The following is a 15,718-nucleotide window of genomic DNA, read 5'->3' as shown; positions in this document are numbered from 1 at the left end:
CGTGGCGGTTAGTAGTCGGCCGCATCCCGGATGATGGGGCAGGTCATGCAATGGCCGCCGCCGCGACCGCGGCCCAGTTCGGATCCGGAAATGGTGATGACCTCCACGCCGGCCTTGCGCAGCAGCGTGTTGGCATAGGTATTGCGGTCATAGGCAAAGACCACGCCGGGCGAGGCACAGACGAGGTTCGCGCCACTGTCCCATTGCGTGCGCTCGCGGGTGTAGTCGTTGCCGGCGGTCTCGACGACGCGCATCTCGGAAAGGCCCAGCGCCTCGCGCACGGTTTCTACGAGCCCGCCCTTGTCCTTGCTCAGTTCCAGGCCACCATTGCCATCCGGCCGATAGGAGAAGCAGTCGATGGCGTTGACGATATCGGGATAGATCAGCACGCAGTCGCGGTCGGCAAAGGTGAAGACCGTGTCGAGATGCATGGCGGCGCGCAGCTTGGGCATGGCGGCGATGATGACGCGCTCGGCGGCGCCCTTGTCGAACAGGGCCTGCGCCACCTGGCTGATGGCCTGGCGCGAGGTGCGCTCGCTCATGCCGATGAGAACATTGCCCTTGCCTATGGGCATGACGTCGCCGCCCTCGAGTGTCGCCAGCTCCCATTCATGGGTGGGGTCGCCCCACCAGACATTGACCTTGCCGGCAAAGTCGGGATGGAAGCGGTAGATCGAGGCGGTGAGCAGCGTTTCCTCGTGCCGCGCCGGCCAGAACAGCGAATTGAGGGTGACCCCGCCATAGATCCAGCAGGTGGTGTCGCGGGTATAGAGCGTGTTGGGGAGCGGGGGGAGAAGGTATTCGTTGACCCCGGCGGCGTCCCGCACCAGCCGCATACGCTCGCCGCCCAGGTCATCGGGGAATTCATAGGTCGAGAGGCCCCCGAGCAGGGTCTCGGCGAGTTGCCTGTTGCCCAGCCCATCGAGATAGGAGCGGACGTCGTCGACCAGGTCGGGCCCGACCTTGTTGGCGGTGATCTGGTTGTCGAGCACCCAGGCCCTGGCCTCGGGCACGGCCATGGTCTGTTCGAGCAGGTTGTGCATCTCGACCACTTCGACGCCGCGCTCGCGCAGCTTGTTGATGAAATCGAAATGGTCGCGCTTGGCGACGTCGACCCAGAGCACGTCGTCGAACAGCAGGTCGTCGCAATTGGACGGGGTCAGGCGCTGATGCGCCTTGCCGGGCGCGCAGACCATGACCTTGCGCAACTGGCCGACTTCCGAATGGACACCGAAACTGGCTTCCATGGCGATATTCCTCCGCTTGGCTAGGGGACGATGGCCCCGGTCACGAGACCCACGGCGCCCAGCCCGCCGGCCACGACCGTGACGGCGAAGACGATGAGCTCGGTCGGCGAAAAGATGCGCGCGTTCTGCTCCCGGCGGGCCCAGAAATAGAGAATGAGCGTGCCCGGCACGAAGAGCACGGCCACCAGCAGGACGTATTCGAGGCCGGCCGCGACGAACATGAAGAGCGTATAGGCGACGGCGATCCAGGCGATCACCTGGTCGCTGGTGCGTTTGTCGTCCTCGGGCCCGTAGCCGATGCCGCGGCGGGCCACGATGACGCCATAGCCGGCCACCAGCAGATAGGGCAGCAGTGCCGTGACGCTGGTCATGTCGAGCATGAAATTGAAGGCGTCGGCCGACCAGTAGGTGGAAATAACGAAAAGCGAGACCACGATATTGGTGAGCCAGAGCGCATTGGCGGGCACGCCATTGTTGTTCTGGGCGGCAAAAAGCTTGGGCATGTCCTGCGACTTGGCGGCGGCGAACATCACCTCGGCGCAGATCAGCGACCAGGCAAGGTAGGCGCCGAGCACCGAAACCAGCACGCCGATGGAAATGAAGACCGCGCCCCATTGCCCGACCACCAGTTCCAGCGCGCCCGCCAGCGACGGGTTGGCGACCGAGGCGATTTCCGCCCGCGGCGCGGTGGCGAAGGGCAGTAGGGTGACGGCAACCATGAGGCCGGTAACGGCGACGAAGCCGAGGATCGTGGCCCGGCCGACATCCTCGCGGCGCTTGGCATAGCGCGAATAGACGCTGGCGCCCTCGATGCCGAGAAACACGAAGACGGTGATCAGCATGGTGTCGCGGACCTGGTTGACCAGGCTCTTTTCCGGCATGCCGACGCCGCCGAAGAAGTTCTCGGCGAACTGGTCGTAGTTGAAGAAGACTACAAAGATCAGGATGGCGACGATGATGGGGACGATCTTGGCGATGGTCACCACGGTATTGATGAAGGCGGCCTGTTCGACGCCGCGCAGGATCATGAAGTGAAAGGCCCAGATGCCGAGTAGCGAGACCACGATGGCAATGGGGCTGCTGCCGTCGCCGAAGATTTCGGGGAAAAACCGCCCCAGGGTCGAGCCGATCAGCACCCAATAGAAGACGTTGCCGAGACAGGACCCGAGCCAGTATCCGAATGCTGAAAGGAAGCCCATATAGTCGCCAAAGCCTGCCTTGGCATAGGCAAAGACGCCGGAATCGATGTCGGGGCGGTTCTTGGCCAAGGACTGGAAGACGCGGGCCAGCATATACATGCCGGTGCCGGCAATGGCCCAGGCGATGATGGCGCCAAAGGGACCCGTGGCGGTGGCGAAGCGCCCGGGCAGGTTGAAGATGCCGGCGCCGACCATCGAGCCGATGACCATGGCTGTCAGCGCGAACAGCGACAGCTTCCCTTTATCCGTCCCCGCCATGACGTTGGCCCTTCCGCAAACGGCTCCAGCCGACAGCGGCCTTTGTGGAGCCTGCCAACGCTAGCGCTCGATGGGTCGGGGCGAGAATGGCGGGGCGTCCCTGCAATAGGCCTGGCGTCCCGGAGTCGGCGCGATGCCGCCGCTGGACACCAATTGAATCAACTTGGCTCTGCTGGCTCCCGGCATCATGGTTGTTAGGGCCAAACCTCTGTGCTAAAAAGAAAAGCACTACTCCGCCTGATGTCGCCCAACACAACAGGCTGCGAAGACACGCCGGGGCGACGTTTCTACTGTGCATGTCGCAGGCGTCTTGAGGTCCGATACGTATACCCGTCTTGAATCCGCGTGGCGCGCAGCGCCGCGCTTCTTGCTGTCGGCTTTCTGTCGGGAGGCCGGTTCATGAAGCGATCCCCTTGTGGGAGGAGGACAGCACAAGTGTATCTCGCGTCGAAAGCTCGGCCCCGTGCCCCGTTTCCACCCTTTGCTCCGCCCCCGGAGGAGGAGCCGACCAGCCTCCAGCCGCTGGAATTTTCAACGCTCGAAGCTGCGCCCGGCGATCGGTTCGACGCCTGGCGGGCCGCCTTTTCGCCGGCTTTCGACCTGCGCCCGCGGGGCAAGAACCCGTCCTTCCGGGGCCGTCACCGCACCTGGGACCTGGGCGGAATGGCCTTTCAGGTGATCGAAACCGACAGCCTCTGCTTTTCCAGTTTGGCCGAGCAGGCAAGAAAGGACCCGCTCGACCATTGGGTGGTCTCGCTCTTTGTCACCTGTTCGGGCACCACGATCGGCGACAAGGTCATTCTCGAAAATGTCAGCGGCGTGCCGCAGCTTTCGGCGCTGGTGGATCCGTTTCACGGCGAACTGACGCGGGGCCGGCTACTCTTGCTCTATGTGCCGCGCGATACCTGCCGCGAGACGGCGCATCTGCTCGATGCGGCCTCGCTCACGCTGATGCGCGACGGCATGGGCAAGATCTTCGCCGATTTCATGCTGAGCCTCGAAGATCGGGTAGCGCAATTGCAGCCCAAGGATCTGCCCGATCTCGTCACCGCGACGCGGGCCCTGCTAATGGCCGCCATCGCCCCGTCCAAGGACCGGCTGGAGACGGCCGGCACCATGATCAATGCCGCCCTGCGCGAGCGGGCGCGCCAATGCGTTCAGGACAATCTGCACAATCCGGGGCTCGACGTGCCTTTTCTGCTCCAGAGCCTGGGCGTGTCGCGGTCCCGCCTTTACCGGGCCTTCGAGGAGACGGATGGGATCATGCGCTATATCCAGAAGCGGCGCCTCCTGGCCGCGCATGTGGCGCTGGCGGATCCCTCGGGCAGCCGGCGGATCTTCGAGGTCGCCGAGGATTTCTGCTTCAACGATGCCGCCGAGTTCAGCCGCGCCTTCCGGCGCGAATTTGCCTATAGCCCGTCCGATGCGCGGGCGCTGGGCCACCACATGGGCGCCGAACAGGCGAACCATGCCCCCCGTGCCCAGGATCTCGGCGCGCTACTGCGGCGCATCTGACGCCGCGCCGCGGCGGCATGTCATTGACAATGGCGCGCCGGGCAGCCATGCCCGGCTCCCGACCCCGACCGACAGATTGGTTCGCATGGCGCGCCTGATCCTCTTCAACAAGCCCTATGGCGTGCTGTCGCAATTTACCGGCGGCGGGCCGGGCGAAACCCTGGCCGATTTCGTCGAGGTCCCCGGCGTCTATCCGGCCGGCCGGCTCGACAAGGACAGCGAGGGTCTCTTGCTGCTGACCGATGACGGGGCCCTGCAGGCGCAGATTTCCTCGCCCCGCTTCAACAAGGAAAAGACCTATCTGGTGCAGGTCGAGGGCGTGCCATCCGAGGACGCGCTGGCTCGGTTGCGCAAGGGCGTCGAACTCAAGGACGGGCTGACGCGACCGGCCAAGGCGCGGCGCATCGAGCCGCCCGAACTTTGGGAGCGCGATCCCCCGGTGCGGTTCCGCAAGAGCGTGCCGGATAGCTGGATCGAACTCAGCATCACCGAGGGCAAGAACCGGCAGGTGCGGCGGATGACGGCGGCTGTGGGCCTGCCGACGCTGCGGCTCGTGCGCTGGCGCATTGCCGACTGGACGCTAGAGGGCGTGGCGCCGGGACAATGGCGCGAGGTGCGTGCCGGCATGGGCCAGCCGCGCCGCTGACCGGCCAGCGCATAGCACCAATGAGGGGCTGGCGCGCCGGCTGGCTTTGCCCTATCTCCCCGCTCAAGAGCCGGACCATGTCGGAGCCGGCCGGGTTGGAGGACGTTTCATGTCAGCCCAGACCCCGCGCAAGCGCATCACCACCCGCGATATCGCCGCCATGCGGCAGCGCGGCGAAGCCATCGCCATGCTCACCGCCTATGATGCCACCATGGCCGCCCTGGTCGACATGGCCGGGGTCGACATGATCCTTGTCGGCGACAGCCTTGGCAATGTGGTGCTGGGGCACGAGACCACCCTGCCGGTGACACTGGACGACATGATCCGCCATGCCGCGGCGGTCAAGCGCGGCTCGGCGCGGGCGCTGCTGGTCTGCGACATGCCTTTCGGTTCCGTCACCGATCCGCAGACGGCGCTCGAGAGCGCGGTTCGCGTGCTCAAGGAAACCGGCGTCGAAGCGGTCAAGATCGAGGGTGGCCTCGCCATGGTGCCGACGGTCGAAAGGCTCGTGGCGCATGGCATTGCCGTGGTCGCCCATATCGGGCTCACGCCGCAGCATGTGCACCAGATGGGCGGCTATTACATGCATGGCAAGGACGAGGCCTCGGCCGAACGCCTGCGCCAGGAGGCAAGGGCGCTGGAAGCCGCCGGCGCCTTCGCCATCGTGCTGGAATGTGTGACGCCGGTCCTGGCGGCGGAGATCACCCGCTCGCTGACCATCCCCACCATCGGCATCGGCTCGGGCAAGGACTGCGCGGGCCAAGTGCTCGTGGTCAACGACCTGATCGGCCTCAACACCACGCCGCCGCCGAGCTTTGCCAAGCCGCGCGCCGATGTCGCTGCGATCATCAAGGCGGCCGTGGGCGACTATGTCGGCGAGACCAAGGCCGAGCGCGGGCCCATTCCGCTGCCGCGGCGTGTGGATTGAGCCATGGCCAATATCCTCATCGCCGTTTCCGGCTCGATTTCGGCCTACAAGGCCGCCGACCTGGTTTCCGAATTGGGCAAGGCCGGGCATCAGGTGCAGTGCATCCTGAGCCGGAGCGCGACCGAGTTCGTGTCGCCGCTGGTGCTGGAAACGCTGAGCGGCCGCAAGGCGCCCTCGGAGCAGTTCGGACCGGGGGTCTCCGGGACCGAACATATTGATTTTGCACGCTTTGCCGATCTGATGGTGTTCGCGCCGGCGAGTGCCAACATGCTGGCGCGGCTGGCTTTGGGGCTGGCGGACGACCTGCCGTCGACGGTGGCGCTGGCGACCGAGGCGCCGCTCCTGATCGCCCCGGCCATGAATACCAGCATGTGGAACAAACCCGTTGTGCAACAGCATCTCGCGACGCTGATCGAACGCGGCGCGACGGTGGTACAGCCGGCTTCCGGGCTCCTCGCCTGTGGCGAAGTGGGCATGGGCAAGCTCGCGCCGGTGGCCACAATCGTCGCCGCCATCGAGGCAGCCTTGCGACCGGCTACGGTCCAGGACCTCAAGGATGAACGCATCCTGATCACCGCCGGGCCGACCACCACTGCCATCGATGCGGTGCGCTACATCACCAATCATTCCACCGGGCGCATGGGCGCCGCCATGGCCGAGGAAGCGCTGCGGCGTGGGGCGGTGGTCGATTATGTGCTGGGGGTCGACAAGGGTGTCGTCCGCCCGGTGCCGTCACGCGGGTCGGAAGGACGCCTGCACCTTGTCGAAGTGCGCACCGCCGAGGAGATGGCCGCGGCGGCGCTTTCAAAACTGCCCACGGCAACCGGTGTGGTCGCCACGGCGGCGGTGATGGATTATTCGGTCGCGTCCCCTTCCGCCAGCAAGCTGAAGCGTGCCTCGGACGCGATCGCGCTCGATCTCGTGCCCTCCACCGATGTGCTCGGGAGCCTGAAAGGGGCGGCCAATGGCCAGTGGTTCCTCGGCTTTGCAGCCGAGACCGACAATGTCGAAGAGCATGGCGCGGGCAAGCTCAAGGCAAAGGGGCTCGATTTCCTGTTTGCCAATGCGGTGAGCAAGCTGGGCGCCAGTGGCGCGACCGGCTTTGCCGTGGGCACCAATGCCGGCGTGCTGCTTTCGGCCAAGGGCGAGCGGCATGAACTGGCGCTCGGGCCCAAGGCCGACATCGCCCGGCAGATCTGGGACCTCATCGCATGACAGTGATCCTGAGGGACAAAGCGAGCCTTCGCGCCTGGCGCGCGGCGCTGCCTCTGGGCAAGCGCCTGGGCTTCGTGCCGACCATGGGCGCGCTGCACGAAGGGCATATCAGCCTGATGCACCAAGCGCGGGAAGCGGCCGACGTGGTGATCGCCTCGATCTTCGTCAATCCGCTGCAGTTCGGGCCCAACGAGGACCTCAGCCGCTATCCGCGCCCCATCGAGGCCGATATCGCCAAGCTCGAAGCGGCCGGCGTCGATGCGCTTTTCCTGCCCACGGTGGAAGACATGTATCCGACCGGCGCCTCGACGCTGGTCGAGGAAAGCATGGTGTCGGGTCCGCTCTGCGGCGCCATGCGGCCGGGGCATTTCACCGGCGTCACCACGGTGGTGCTGAAACTCTTCAACATGGTGCAGCCGCATGTGGCGGTGTTCGGCCAGAAGGATGCGCAGCAATGCGCCGTCATCGAGCGCATGGTGCGCGATTTCGATGTGCCGGTCGAAATCCGGCGCGGGCCGATCGTGCGCGAAGCCGATGGCCTGGCGCTGAGCTCGCGCAATATCTACCTCTCGCCCGAGGATCGGGCGGCGGCGCCGCTGATCCACCAGAGCCTCCGCGCCGTCGAGGCCGCCTATCGCGGCGGCGAGCACGACGCGGCACGGCTCGCCGAAGTCGGCAAAGCCGTGCTGGCCCAGTCGGACCGCATCCGGGTGCAGTATTGGGAAGTGCGCGACCCCGAAAGCCTCGGCGCCATCACCACGGTGGGCGCGCGCGGCGCCCTGCTGGCGGTCGCGGCGCATCTGGGGACAACGCGGCTGATCGATAATCTGGTGATTGGGGCGGAGGTTTAGAGCACCCCCACCCTAGCTGCGCTAGCGCCGTCAGGCGCAGCTTCGCTACCCTCCCCACAAGGGGGAGGGAGAGGACGAACACAGGCTCCGAGGTTTACTCCGCCGCCTGCACCTGCGGGGCGCTGGTGAGGTGGCTGTCGCCGAAAAAGCGCAGGGGGCGGATTTCGTAGGAGCCGAGGCCGGGATTGGCCTTGGCGAGATCACGGGCGAAGTCGAGCGCCTCATCCATGTCGGCGCAGTCGGCGACGTAAAAGCCCAAAAACTGTTCCTTGGTCTCGGCGAAGGGACCATCGAAGACCACCGGCTCGCCGCTGGATTTTTTCAGCGTCTTGGCCTCGTCGGTATTCCACAGGCGCACCACCGGACCGAGCTTGCCGCGCGCGGCCATGCCGGACTGCACCTGCATCAGGCGCTCCATGCATTCGGCGTCTTCTTGCTTGGTCCAGGACGCGACGGCGTTTTCGTCGTTGTAGCACAGGATGGCGTAGAGCATCGAAACCCCTCGTTCCGCAATTTGAGCGCGGACTATGCTCCCGCTCGACGCCAATTCCAAGACGCTAAGCGGCGCTTCCCTGTCCCTGCCTTGCAATGGTCAGCGTTGCGCCCACCGAGGCCAGGGTGATGGCCGCCATGCCGGCAAGCTGCACCGGCCCGATGGTTTCACGCAGGATGACGAAACCAGACAGGGCCGCCAGCGCCGGCTGGCCGCTCATCAGGATGCCGAAGAGGCGCGAGGGCATGTGCGGCAGCGCTACCATGTCGAGCGCATAAGGAATGGCGCTCGAGAGCAAGGCAACGGCGAGAGCGAGCGGCAGCAGCGCCGGATCGAGCAGCGCCGTGCCCGCCGTCGCCACGCCGAAGGGCAGGGCGATCAGCGCCGCCGTGCCGACGCCGAGCGCCGCGATATGGGCGCCGCCGCCGGTTCCGGCGCGCTGGCCGAAGACGATATAGCCGGCCCAGCAGGCGCCGGCGCAGAGGGCGAGGACGACGCCCATGGGGGCGATGTCGCCCCCAGTCTGCGCCCAAGGCAGCAGCAGGGCAAAGCCCGCGACGGCGAGCGCAATCCAGAAAAAGTCGAGCGGCTTGCGCGCGCCGAACAGCGCCACGGCCAGGGGGCCGGTGAATTCGAGCGCCACGGCAAGCCCAAGCGGAATGTGTTCGAGCGCGGCGTAGAAAAAGAGGTTCATCGCGCCCATGGCACCGCCATAGAGCAGCACGGCGCGCCATTGCGCGCGATCGAGCCGGTAGCGCCAGGGGCGGAAGACCAGGATCAGCACGATGGCGGCGAGCGTCAGGCGCAGCGCCGTCGCCCCGCCGGCGCCGACCAGCGGAAACAGCATTTTCGCAAAGCTGGCCCCGGTCTGGGTGAAGACCATGCCGAGGGTGACAAGGAGGACGGGGAGAAAGAGGCTGGAGCGCACGGGCGTGCTTTCGGGGCGTCAGTGAAACAGGCCGGTGCCTGCCGAGTCCTTATGATGGATTTTTGCCCCTTCGATAAGGGCCTGGTCAAACAGCCGGATATTGATGCCGAGGCGGTCGCGTCCCGCTTTGCGTGGCCACCAATGGGTGACGCAACCACACTTGGTGCAGCGGTGGAAATCGACATTGCGGCCGCCCCAGGCATAGGTGTCGGTGCCCTTGGTCTCGATGGTGACCTCGGCCATCTGATAATAGGCCCAGAGCACACCATAGCGCCGGCAAAGGCTGCAATTGCAGTGGGTTATTTCCGAAGGCGGGGCCGGCACGGTGATGGACACCGCGCCGCAATGGCATGTGCCGGTGATGAGGGCGCTCCCTGCCATCTTTGCCTCAGCAAAAATTCTGGAAGCCGATGAAGGTGCCCTGGCTGTCGGTGAAGTGTTTCAGCACGTAGCCGGTGGGCAGGTCGTTCTGGCCGGGCGCGATATGGCAGCGGATGCCATCCGGTGTAGCCTGGCAGCTATCAATCATGAAGCACTGGTTGGGCTGGGTCTGGCCAAGGAGGTCGCTGTTGCCATCGGGCAGGGCGCGGATATTGAGCAGATGCGCGCCACGCACCCAGAGCGGAAAGGCGGTGGGCACGGCAATGTCGGACGCATCGGCACAATAGCCGCTGGCGGGATGGCGGATGCAGTTCTGCGCCGGGGCCGGCATGTTGGAGGCGACATTCTGGCCGCTGAGCGGCGCGAGGACCGCCGGTGCGCCATCGGCAAAACGCCCGTCCAGCGCCCGTCCATTGGGCGAGAAGGTGGCGACGGGATTGCCGTCATAGCCCAGAAGGTGAAGATTGCCGCCCTCGGTGCGCCAGCCATTGACCATGGCGATGGGGCCAAGGCAGCCGAGGCTCGTGGCCCAGAGCCCAAACGTGCCGCTATTGGTGGCGAGATTGACCCGGCACATGCCGGTGCCGCCGCCCCCCTCGGTCACCTGCCAGTCGCCGGCATAGCGCGCAGCGCCGTCCTGCGCATGAGCCGGACCTGCAACCATCACCAGCAATGCCAGCAAAAGCCTGAAACGCATGACTTCTCCCCCAACCATGCAACGGCCGCAGAATGCCGTGATTCTGTGCCGTCTGGCGAGGCGGCCATTGACCCTCACCGGCGCCGCCTTTACTCCTTGCGGGCAGAACAAAGGAGGAATCCATGGAGTACCGCTATCTCGGGCGTTCGGGGCTCAGAGTCTCCAAGCTCACCATGGGCACCATGACCTTTGGCGGCAGCCAGAAGATCGGCCATACCGATCTGCATGCCGCGGCGCGGCAGATCGATCTCTGCCTCGATGCCGGAATCAATCTCTACGATACGGCCAATGTCTACAATGCCGGGATTTCCGAGGAAATCCTGGGGCAGGTGCTGGCCGAGAACGGCCGCCGGCAGAAGGCGCTGGTGGCCACGAAAGTGCGCTTCAAGATGGGCGAGGGGCCCAACCAGATCGGCCTTTCCCGCCACCACATCATCGAGCAGTGCAAGGCGAGCCTCAAGCGGCTCAAGACCGATGTCATCGACCTCTACCAGGTGCACGAATGGGACGGCATGACGCCGATCGAGGAGACGATGGAAGCGCTGGACACGCTCGTGCGCCATGGACATGTCCGCTATATCGGCTGCTCGAACTATTCCGGCTGGCACATCATGAAGGCCCTGATGGCGGCCGAGAAGCGCCAGGGCGAGCGCTTCGTTTCCCAGCAGGTCCACTATTCGCTGCATTCGCGCGACGCCGAATACGAACTGGTGCCGATTTCGCAGGACCAGGGCCTGGGCATGCTGATCTGGTCGCCGCTGGCCGGCGGGCTGCTGTCGGGCAAGTATCGGCGCGACGGCGGCCCGGAAAGCGGCCGGCATGTGGGCGGGTTCCGCGAGCCGCCGGTCTATGACTGGGAAAAGCTCTACGACGTCATCGACGTCATCGTCGCCATCGCCGAGGAGCGCGGCGTGTCCGGCGCCCAGGTGGCGCTGAGCTGGCTGCTGGAGCGGCCGGGCGTCACCTCGGTCATCATCGGCGGGCGCAACGAGGCGCAGTTCGCAGACAATATCGCCGCCGCGCATCTCGACCTCAACGCCGAGGAGCGCAAGCGGCTCGACATGGCGAGCCGCCCGCCGCTGCTTTATCCCTACTGGCACCAGTCATTCACCGCGCAGGACCGGCTGGGCAAGATCGATCTCGACCTCATTGGCCCCTATGCCGAGGAGTTCAAGCGTGGCTGATCTCGTTGTTGCGGCCACGCCGCCGGTGCTGATCCCGGTCCAGGGTGGGGGCCTCTATCCGGTGCGGCGCATTTATTGCGTCGGGCGCAACTATGCCGAGCACATCAGGGAAATGGGAAATGACGTGCGCGACCCGCCGTTTTTCTTTGCCAAGCCGGCCGATGCGGTGGTGACCGAGGGCGCGCCGATCGCCTATCCGTCGGAGACCCAGGATTTCCACCACGAGATCGAACTGGTGGTGGCCATCGGCAGGGACGGCGCCGATATCGGCCCGCACGAAGCGCTGGACCATGTCTTCGGCTATGCCGCCGGGCTCGACATGACCCGCCGCGACCTCCAGGCCGTGGCCAAGAAGGCCGGGCGACCGTGGGAAATGGCCAAGGCCTTCGACCAGTCGGCCCCGATCGGTACGATTGTCCCGGCCAGTGTCATCGGTCATCCGGCGCGCGGCGCCATCACGCTTTCGGTCAATGGCGCCGAGCGGCAGCGCGGTGACCTCAGCGAACAGATCTGGAGCGTGCCCGAGACCATCGCCTTTCTGAGCCGCCTTGTCGGCCTCCGGGCCGGCGACCTCATCATGACCGGCACGCCGGCCGGGGTCGGCGCGGTGCGGCGGCGCGATGTGATCGAAGGCCAGATCGAGGGCGTCGGGACGGTGTCGACGGTGATCGCCTGATGCCACCGGTCTGGTCGTCGCAGCAGGATGCAGCCCTGGTGGCGGTTTCGGCCTGGCTCAAGGACCGTGACGGGCCGCAGGTGTTTCGCCTGTTCGGCTGGGCCGGCACCGGCAAATCGACGCTGGCCGTGCACCTGGCGCAGGATGTGCGCTCGGTCAAATACGCCGCCTTTACCGGCAAGGCGGCGATGGTCATGCGCAAGCGCGGCTGCAAGGGCGCCCAGACCATCCATAGCCTCATCTATACGCTGGTGAGCGAGAAGGAGGGCGAACCGCGCTTCGTGCTCGACCCCGAAAGCCCGGCGGCGGACGCCGACCTCATCGTCATCGACGAGGTGTCGATGGTGGACGAGCAACTGGGTGCCGATCTCCTTTCCTTCGGGGTGAAGGTACTGGTGCTGGGCGACCCGTTCCAGTTGCCGCCGGTGCAGGGGGCGGGCTTCTTCATTGCCAAGGAGCCCGACATCATGCTGACCGAGATCCATCGGCAGGCGGCGGACAATCCGATCATCCAGCTCTCGATGGCGGTGCGTGAGGGCGGCTATCTCGAACATGGGCGCTATGGCGAAAGCGTGGTTGTGGGGCGCGACCAGGTGGACCGCGACGCGGTCATGGAAGCCGACCAGGTGCTGGTGGGGCGCAACAAGACGCGGCTGACCTATAATGACCGGCTGCGCGAGCTGAAGGGCCTGCCCTTTCACGAGCCGGTCGTGGGCGACCGCATGGTGTGCCTCCGCAACAACCCGCGCAAGCGCCTGCTCAACGGGCAGATCTGGATCGTCACCGATACGACGCGGCGCTCCAACGGCAAGTGGAGTCTCCTCTTGGCCGATGACGAGGGCAAGGGCGAGGCGCGGGTCCTGACCCACAAGGCCTTCTTTTCGGGCGAAGAGGACGCGATGAGCTGGCCCGAACGGCGGCAGTTCGACGAATTCACCTTCGGCTACTGCCTCACCGTCCACAAGGCGCAGGGCAGCCAGTGGGACAATGTCTATCTCTTCGACGAGAGCTTCGTATTCCGCGAGGAGCGGGCGCGCTGGCTCTATACCGGCATCACGCGGGCGGCGGAAAAGATCACGATCGTCAGTTGAGGGCGTCCAGGGAGAAGGGCCCCCACCTAACCTCCCCCGGAAGACGGGGGGAGGGACCTATCGAGTTTGCGGTGAGGCTTCGGTCGAACGCCGATCCGCTCCTCCCCCTCCTTCAGGGGGAGGCCGGGTGGGGGCCTTCCTTACAGCTCTCAAAGTCTCAATTCAGCCAAACATCCTGTCTCTATGAGACGGCGCGCATCATCCGAACGGACAATCGCTTTGTGCCGATGATCCGCTTGCGCCTGGGGGATCGATACCCCATTGTGACTATAGAGTTTTATTCCAACGAAGACGGAGGCGCCGATGCACCACGAAACCCCCCTGATCACAACGATCGTCGCGGGTCTGGTGCTGGCCTATATCTTCGGGATGATCGCCAACCGGCTGAAAATGCCGCCGCTGGTGGGGTATCTGTTCGCCGGCATCCTGGCTGGTCCCTATACGCCGGGCTTCGTCGCCGATCAGGCGCTGGGCGCCGAGCTGGCGGAACTGGGCGTCATCCTCCTGATGTTCGGCGTCGGCCTCCATTTCTCGCTCAAGGACCTGATGAGCGTGCGCGCCATCGCCATTCCCGGCGCCGTGGTGCAGATGGGCGTGGCGACGCTGCTGGGCGCGGGTCTGGGGCTCCTGCTCGGCTGGGACCTGGGGGCATCGGTGCTGTTCGGCCTCGCGCTTTCGGTGGCCTCAACCGTGGTGCTACTCAAGGCGCTGCAGGACCGGCGCCTGATCGAAAGCGAGCGCGGCCGCATCGCCGTCGGCTGGCTGATCGTGGAAGACCTCGCCATGGTGCTGGCGCTGGTGCTGGTGCCGGCCATTGCCAGCCTCAACGGCACCAGCGACGTGCACGATCCCTTCGTGTCCTTCGTGACCCGCATGCTGGGCATGGATATCGGCATCTGGGGCATTCTGGGCCTCACCGTGCTCAAGGTGGCGGCCTTTGTCGGCTTCATGCTGGTGGTGGGGCGGCGCGTCATTCCATGGGCGCTGCATGCCACCGCCCATACCGGCAGCCGCGAACTGTTCCGTCTCGCGGTACTCGCCATTGCCCTGGGCGTAGCGCTCGGCTCGGCCGTGCTGTTCGGCGTGTCGCTGGCGCTGGGCGCGTTCTTTGCCGGCATGATCCTTTCGGAAAGCGAGCTCAGCCACCGCGCCGCCAATGAAACGCTGCCGCTGCGCGACGCTTTCGCGGTGCTGTTCTTCGTGTCGGTCGGCATGCTGTTCGATCCCTCGATCCTTGTCGAGCAGCCGCTTCTGGTGCTGGCGACGGTGTTCATCATCGTCATCGGCAAGTCGCTGGCAGCCTTCTGGATCGTCATCCTGTTCCGCCGCCCGGTGGGCACGGCGCTGACCATTTCGGCCTCGCTGGCGCAGATCGGCGAATTCTCCTTCATCCTGGCCAGCATGGGCGTGGCCCTTGCCATCATGCCGCCCGAAGGACAGGACCTGATCCTCGCCGGCGCGCTGATTTCCATCGTGCTCAACCCTGTCGTGTTCTTTGTGCTCGACCTGGTGAAACCAAGGCTCGAGGCCCGCATCGCGACGCACAAGGGCGCCGAGCCCAAGGCTGCCCCGATCGAACCGCTCGAGCCGAGCATGGCTGCGCAGGGCCCGGCGGTCACCGATGCGCCCACCCAGGGCGCGGTGGACCGGGGTGCGCCCGGAGCCGACGACGATACCGGGGAGCCGTCCGAGCAGACCGGGCACACCGTGCTGGTGGGCTATGGCCAGGTCGGTCGCATCGTGGCGGCCGGCATCAAGGCCGATGGCAATGGCATTGTGGTCATCGAGGATTCCGACCACGACGTGGCCGCGGCGCGGGCCGAGGGGCTGGAAGTGGTGTTCGGCAATGCCGCCAGCGAGGACGTGCTGCGGCTCGCCAATCTGCCGGCGGCGCGCAGCCTCCTGGTCGCGATTTCCAACGGCTTCGAGGCCGGCTCGGTCTGCGAAAGCGGCCGCAAGCTCAATCCGGGAATTTCCATCGTCGCCCGCGCCTATTCGGAAGAGGAGGAGTCCTTCCTCAGAAGCTGCGGCGCCACCACGGTCATCCGGGGCGAGCGCGAGATCGGCAAGGGTATCCTGACCTATCTGCGCAGCGACGAGGCCAGGGGCGTGCAGCCGCAGGAAGAGCCCAAGCTGCCGGCGGCCGAGAATATCCTCGCCAAGGCCGCCGTTGTCGCGGCCGTGACCGAACCGGTGGTGAGCGTGCCGGAACCGGTCACCGAAACCTTGGCGGCGACGCCTCTGGTGGTCGACGAGCCCGTTGCACTCGTCGAGCCTGAGCCCGTAGTCGAGCCCGCCGTGATTGAGCCGGAAGCCGCAGCCGAACCGGAATCCATGCCGGAAACGCCCGATGCCGTCCTTGTGGCTGAGCCATCCGTTGCCGTCGAACCGTCTGCCGATGGAGCGGAT

General features: G+C 65.8%; 14 protein-coding genes and 1 pseudogene. 9 read left to right on the top strand and 6 right to left on the bottom strand.

Annotated features, from left to right (window positions below):
• Positions 1-8: 8 nt before the first annotated feature.
• Together JEQ47_RS16585 and JEQ47_RS16580 are read right to left on the bottom strand one after the other, a co-directional pair.
• Complete coding sequence (locus tag JEQ47_RS16585; RefSeq protein ID WP_198877536.1) at positions 9-1,247, bottom strand: arginine deiminase; 1,239 nt, start codon at positions 1,245-1,247, stop codon at positions 9-11.
• A gap of 20 nt (positions 1,248-1,267) precedes the next feature.
• A complete protein-coding gene (locus JEQ47_RS16580) occupies positions 1,268-2,704 on the bottom strand; it encodes a basic amino acid/polyamine antiporter (RefSeq protein WP_198877535.1) in 1,437 nt (478 codons plus the stop codon).
• A 435-nt stretch (positions 2,705-3,139) separates the two neighbouring features.
• Here JEQ47_RS16580 and JEQ47_RS21100 point away from each other — a divergent pair, with 435 nt between their 5' ends.
• The 5 genes from JEQ47_RS21100 (at position 3,140) to panC (ending at position 7,859) form a co-directional block, all read left to right on the top strand.
• The gene (locus JEQ47_RS21100; protein ID WP_198877534.1) at positions 3,140-4,219 is read left to right on the top strand and encodes a helix-turn-helix domain-containing protein; all 1,080 of its coding nucleotides are present in this window, start codon (positions 3,140-3,142) and stop codon (positions 4,217-4,219) included.
• The gene (locus tag JEQ47_RS16570) at positions 4,173-4,865 is read left to right on the top strand and encodes a pseudouridine synthase (protein WP_198877533.1); all 693 of its coding nucleotides are present in this window, start codon (positions 4,173-4,175) and stop codon (positions 4,863-4,865) included. Before JEQ47_RS21100 ends, JEQ47_RS16570 begins: the two co-directional genes overlap by 47 nt.
• 109 nt (positions 4,866-4,974) lie before the next feature.
• Positions 4,975-5,793 carry a 3-methyl-2-oxobutanoate hydroxymethyltransferase gene (panB, locus tag JEQ47_RS16565; protein ID WP_198877532.1) on the top strand — a complete coding sequence of 273 codons (819 nt, stop codon included), beginning with the start codon at positions 4,975-4,977 and terminating at the stop codon, positions 5,791-5,793.
• Between the two features lie 3 nt (positions 5,794-5,796).
• Positions 5,797-7,008, top strand: a complete 1,212-nt coding sequence (gene coaBC / locus JEQ47_RS16560) for a bifunctional phosphopantothenoylcysteine decarboxylase/phosphopantothenate--cysteine ligase CoaBC (RefSeq protein ID WP_198877531.1) — start codon at positions 5,797-5,799, stop codon at positions 7,006-7,008.
• Complete coding sequence (panC, locus tag JEQ47_RS16555; protein ID WP_198877530.1) at positions 7,005-7,859, top strand: pantoate--beta-alanine ligase; 855 nt, start codon at positions 7,005-7,007, stop codon at positions 7,857-7,859. Before coaBC ends, panC begins: the two co-directional genes overlap by 4 nt.
• A 94-nt stretch (positions 7,860-7,953) precedes the next feature.
• Here panC and JEQ47_RS16550 read toward each other — a convergent pair whose 3' ends face one another.
• From JEQ47_RS16550 to JEQ47_RS16535, 4 genes are all read right to left on the bottom strand, one after another.
• Complete coding sequence (locus tag JEQ47_RS16550) at positions 7,954-8,352, bottom strand: YciI family protein (RefSeq protein WP_198877529.1); 399 nt, start codon at positions 8,350-8,352, stop codon at positions 7,954-7,956.
• 64 nt (positions 8,353-8,416) lie between these two features.
• Entirely contained in the window at positions 8,417-9,280 is an 864-nt protein-coding gene (locus JEQ47_RS16545; RefSeq protein ID WP_328769390.1) for an EamA family transporter, read from the bottom strand.
• A gap of 18 nt (positions 9,281-9,298) precedes the next feature.
• The gene (locus tag JEQ47_RS16540; protein ID WP_198877528.1) at positions 9,299-9,661 is read right to left on the bottom strand and encodes a GFA family protein; all 363 of its coding nucleotides are present in this window, start codon (positions 9,659-9,661) and stop codon (positions 9,299-9,301) included.
• 7 nt (positions 9,662-9,668) lie between these two features.
• Complete coding sequence (locus JEQ47_RS16535) at positions 9,669-10,358, bottom strand: AprI/Inh family metalloprotease inhibitor (protein WP_198877527.1); 690 nt, start codon at positions 10,356-10,358, stop codon at positions 9,669-9,671.
• A 122-nt stretch (positions 10,359-10,480) separates the two neighbouring features.
• Between JEQ47_RS16535 and JEQ47_RS16530 the strand changes: the two genes are divergently transcribed.
• The 4 genes and pseudogenes from JEQ47_RS16530 to JEQ47_RS16515 form a co-directional block, all read left to right on the top strand.
• A complete protein-coding gene (locus JEQ47_RS16530) occupies positions 10,481-11,542 on the top strand; it encodes an aldo/keto reductase (RefSeq protein WP_198877526.1) in 1,062 nt (353 codons plus the stop codon).
• Complete coding sequence (locus JEQ47_RS16525; RefSeq protein WP_328769387.1) at positions 11,535-12,218, top strand: fumarylacetoacetate hydrolase family protein; 684 nt, start codon at positions 11,535-11,537, stop codon at positions 12,216-12,218. Before JEQ47_RS16530 ends, JEQ47_RS16525 begins: the two co-directional genes overlap by 8 nt.
• Positions 12,218-13,309: an ATP-dependent DNA helicase gene (locus tag JEQ47_RS16520; protein ID WP_198877524.1), complete on the top strand. Its 1,092-nt coding sequence runs from the start codon at positions 12,218-12,220 to the stop codon at positions 13,307-13,309. The genes JEQ47_RS16525 and JEQ47_RS16520 overlap by 1 nt, the downstream gene beginning before the upstream one ends.
• Before the next feature lie 303 nt (positions 13,310-13,612).
• Positions 13,613-15,397: pseudogene (locus JEQ47_RS16515) on the top strand (cation:proton antiporter domain-containing protein); the annotation flags it as partial.
• Between the last annotated feature and the right edge of the window lie 321 nt (positions 15,398-15,718).

It is taken from the genome of Devosia sediminis, assembly GCF_016411825.1.
In the GTDB taxonomy this organism is placed as follows: domain Bacteria; phylum Pseudomonadota; class Alphaproteobacteria; order Rhizobiales; family Devosiaceae; genus Devosia; species Devosia sediminis.
Note: the sequence above shows the minus strand (reverse complement) of the source record. Positions and strands in the feature narration are given on the sequence as shown.

Coding starts and splice junctions, on each gene's coding strand:
- JEQ47_RS16570 (WP_198877533.1), top strand. CDS start 4,173: ATGCCCCCCGTGCCCAGGATCTCGGCGCGCTACTGCGGCGCATCTGAC.
- JEQ47_RS16530 (WP_198877526.1), top strand. CDS start 10,481: ATGGAGTACCGCTATCTCGGGCGTTCGGGGCTCAGAGTCTCCAAGCTC.
- JEQ47_RS16540 (WP_198877528.1), bottom strand. CDS start 9,661: ATGGCAGGGAGCGCCCTCATCACCGGCACATGCCATTGCGGCGCGGTG.
- panC (WP_198877530.1), top strand. CDS start 7,005: ATGACAGTGATCCTGAGGGACAAAGCGAGCCTTCGCGCCTGGCGCGCG.
- JEQ47_RS16585 (WP_198877536.1), bottom strand. CDS start 1,247: ATGGAAGCCAGTTTCGGTGTCCATTCGGAAGTCGGCCAGTTGCGCAAG.
- JEQ47_RS16520 (WP_198877524.1), top strand. CDS start 12,218: ATGCCACCGGTCTGGTCGTCGCAGCAGGATGCAGCCCTGGTGGCGGTT.
- JEQ47_RS16580 (WP_198877535.1), bottom strand. CDS start 2,704: ATGGCGGGGACGGATAAAGGGAAGCTGTCGCTGTTCGCGCTGACAGCC.
- JEQ47_RS16535 (WP_198877527.1), bottom strand. CDS start 10,358: ATGCGTTTCAGGCTTTTGCTGGCATTGCTGGTGATGGTTGCAGGTCCG.
- panB (WP_198877532.1), top strand. CDS start 4,975: ATGTCAGCCCAGACCCCGCGCAAGCGCATCACCACCCGCGATATCGCC.
- JEQ47_RS16550 (WP_198877529.1), bottom strand. CDS start 8,352: ATGCTCTACGCCATCCTGTGCTACAACGACGAAAACGCCGTCGCGTCC.
- coaBC (WP_198877531.1), top strand. CDS start 5,797: ATGGCCAATATCCTCATCGCCGTTTCCGGCTCGATTTCGGCCTACAAG.